This is a genomic window from Methanospirillum sp. (assembly GCF_028679455.1).
Taxonomy (GTDB): domain Archaea; phylum Halobacteriota; class Methanomicrobia; order Methanomicrobiales; family Methanospirillaceae; genus Methanospirillum.
Genome location: NZ_JAJRBM010000064.1, coordinates 1 through 3,394, shown reverse-complemented (window position 1 = coordinate 3,394; position 3,394 = coordinate 1). Strand labels below are relative to the sequence as shown.

Below are 3,394 nucleotides of genomic sequence, written 5' to 3'. Positions count from 1 at the left end.
GAAGGGGTGGTGTCAGCACCGATTGAAGGGATAGCCAAAGTTGCAATCAGGAAGAATGATGACGGGACCGAGTATCTCTCGATCTATTATGCAGGGCCGATCCGGAGTGCAGGAGGAACAGCACAGGCACTCTCGGTGCTGGTCGGTGATTATGCGAGACGGCTGCTTGGCCTGAACCGGTACATCCCGCGTCCTGAAGAGATTGAGCGGTATGTCGAGGAGATCAGACAGTACAACTCAATCATGAGCCTGCAGTACCTTCCATCACCCGAAGAGATCAGGCTGATCATCCAGAACTGCCCGGTCTGTATCGATGGCGAACCTACCGAGAAAGATGAAGTCTCCGGGTACCGGAATCTTGAGCGGGTTGAGACAAACACGGTGCGTGGCGGGATGGCCCTGGTCATCGCTGAAGGGCTCATTCTCAAGGCACCCAAGGTACTCAGAAACGTCAGAAAAATGAAGATGGACGGATGGGACTGGCTCGAGGAGCTGATGCATTCCACCACCTCCAGTTCTGACCCGGAAGAGAAAGAGATCGGGATCCATCCCAAGGACAAATTCCTCAGGGATCTCATCGGGGGACGACCAGTCTTCGCGTACCCGATGCGCAAAGGTGGATTCAGACTCATATACGGCAGATCACGCAACACCGGTCTCGCTGCAGGGGGTCTCCATCCGGCAACGCTTCATATCCTTGGGGACTTTCTTGCTGTCGGAACCCAGATGAAGACCGAACGACCTGGAAAAGCTGCAGGGATCTCACCGGTTGATTCAATCCAGGGTCCAACCGTCAGACTGATCAACGGAGATGTACTCAGGATCGATAACGCTAAGCAGGCCAGGGAACTCTCTCCCCAGGTCGCCTCGATCCTCGATGTCGGGGAAATTCTGCTCAGTTATGGCGAGTTCATGGAGAATAACCATGTACTTGCACCCTGTGCATACTGCGAAGCATGGTGGCATCTTGAAGGAGGGGAAGGTCACCCTGAGACCGAGGAAGAGGCACTGGCCTGTTGTGAATCAGGAGCATACCTGCATCCTGACTTCACCCTGCTCTGGGATGATATCAAGCCGGAGCAGATCAGAACCCTTACTGAATACATCTCTGCCCATGGAACACTTGCAGAGAATACCCTTCATATTCAGGCAGACCCAGAGATCAAAATACTTCTTGAAGAGATCCTTTGTCCCCATACTTTCAGAGAAGAGGCATATCATATCACCCCGGCCCGGTTGTTCTGCCAGTGTCTTGGACTTGATGACTGCCTGAAACCGGTTCCTGCCTGGGACGAAACCCTGCCTGAAGACTCGCTTCAGCTTATCATGCATCTCTCCGGACTTCGCCTCCGTTCAAAGACGGGTACCCGGATCGGGGGGAGAATGGGCAGACCAGGAAAGTCTAAACGGCGTGAGATGAAACCGGCACCACACGTACTCTTCCCGGTCGGAGAAGGAGGAGGATCCCGTCGTTCAGGTCTGGAGGCAGGAAAACAGACCTCCCAGGGTGGAGGAGGAGTCCTGCAGATCGAGATAGGAGGTATCATCCCGCTCGTAATGGGAGTCAGAAAGTGTCCGGCATGTAGAACCGAGACATACCTGAACCGGTGCTCATGTGGCAGTCATACCGAGCCCCTGCTCACTTGTCCCCGATGTGGTATTGAGACCGGAGACGGAGTATGCCCACAGTGCGGGGTGCCGGGAACCTCAAGCAGGGAATATACCATAAACATCAACCAGTTGTACCAGTCTGCTCTGAATAATCTCGGAATCAGACGGAAGGACGGGGATCTCGTTAAGGGTGTGAAAGGACTGGTCTCTAAACTGAAGCCGGTCGAATCGCTTGAGAAGGGTCTGTTGCGATCACGCCTTGATCTCGTTGTGTTCAAAGACGGGACGGTCAGGTTTGATATCATTGATATGCCACTTACTCACTTCCGTCCCCGGGAGATAGGGGTCACAATTGAGAAACTGATTGAACTGGGGTACACCCATGATATCTACGGGAAGGAGCTGACTGATCGGGAGCAGATCCTCGAACTCCCGCCCCAGGATATCCTTGTTCCGGAAGGATGTGCAGACTACCTGCTTGCCTGTACGAAGTTCATTGACCAGTTACTGGTCAAATATTACGGTCTTGAACCGTTCTACCGGTGTGAAGAACGGACTGATCTGATAGGGCATCTCATCATCGGTCTTGCTCCTCATACCAGTGCAGGAGTGCTCGTCAGGTTGATCGGGTTCTCAAAAGCAAACGTCGGATATGGTCATCCCTTCTTCCATGCAGCCAAACGGCGTAACTGCTTTTTTGGTGACACCCTGATCGAGGTAGCAGATGAGACCGGATTCCATACGGTTCCGATCCGTCAGTTTGTGCTCGAACGTCTTGATCTCTCACAGGCCGGAGTTGATGATCTCGGAACGTTCTACGCAGACCCGACCCGTCCTGCCTATGCACGAAGTGTGGACACCGGGGGCATCCCACACATGAGAAAGGTTACCGCAATATCGGTACACCGATCACCCCGGAACCTGATTAAATTTGTAACCGCACGGGGAAGAGAACTCATGGTAACCCCGGATCATGCAATGATGATCTGGGATGTGGATTATCTCCGCAAAATCCGGGCTCTTGAGGTGAATATCGGCGATGCTGTGCCAGTCTGGGAGGGTGGAGTGGTTATTTCGGATCGCATCACCGCGATCGATTACGTTCCTGCTCCTGACGAACGGGTCTACTGTCTGACCGTTGATGCGGATCATACCATAGTTGCAAACGGGATCTTCACCGGGCAGTGTGATGGTGACGAGGACTGTGTCATGCTCCTTCTTGACGGCCTGATCAACTTCTCACGGTCGTTCCTTCCTGAAACCCGTGGCGGATCGATGGATGCTCCTCTGGTGCTCAGCAGCAGGATTGATCCCACCGAGATCGATAAAGAGAGTCATAACCTGGATGTCTGTGCCGGATATCCACTTGAACTGTATCTGAAAGCACTTGAATATGCACACCCGAAAGAAGTGGAAGGCCTCATCGACCGGGTTGAGAAACGGCTTGGAAAGGAGAACCAGGTTGAGGGATTCTTCTTCACTCATGACACGTCAGATATCTCGGCCGGGCCACTCGATACGATGTATACCCAGCTCCAGTCGATGGTGGATAAACTCAACTGCGAACTTGAGCTTGCAAGAAAGATCCGTGCGGTTGACGAGCATGATGTGGCTGAACGGGTGCTGCAGACTCATTTTATCCGGGATCTCCAGGGAAATCTCGGGGCGTTTGCAAAACAGAAGTTCAGGTGCACCAAATGCAACACCAGTTACCGCCGGATGCCTCTGTCAGGCAAATGCCGGTGCGGAGGGAATGTCATCCCTACGGTGCATGAGGGCTCAG

At 53.3% G+C, this 3,394-nt stretch carries 1 protein-coding gene; it reads left to right on the top strand.

What is annotated here, in order from left to right; translation table 11 throughout:
- Window positions 1-3,394: DNA polymerase II large subunit (gene polC, locus LUQ50_RS02080; protein WP_300035453.1), on the top strand; the 3,394-nt coding region annotated here is incomplete at both ends.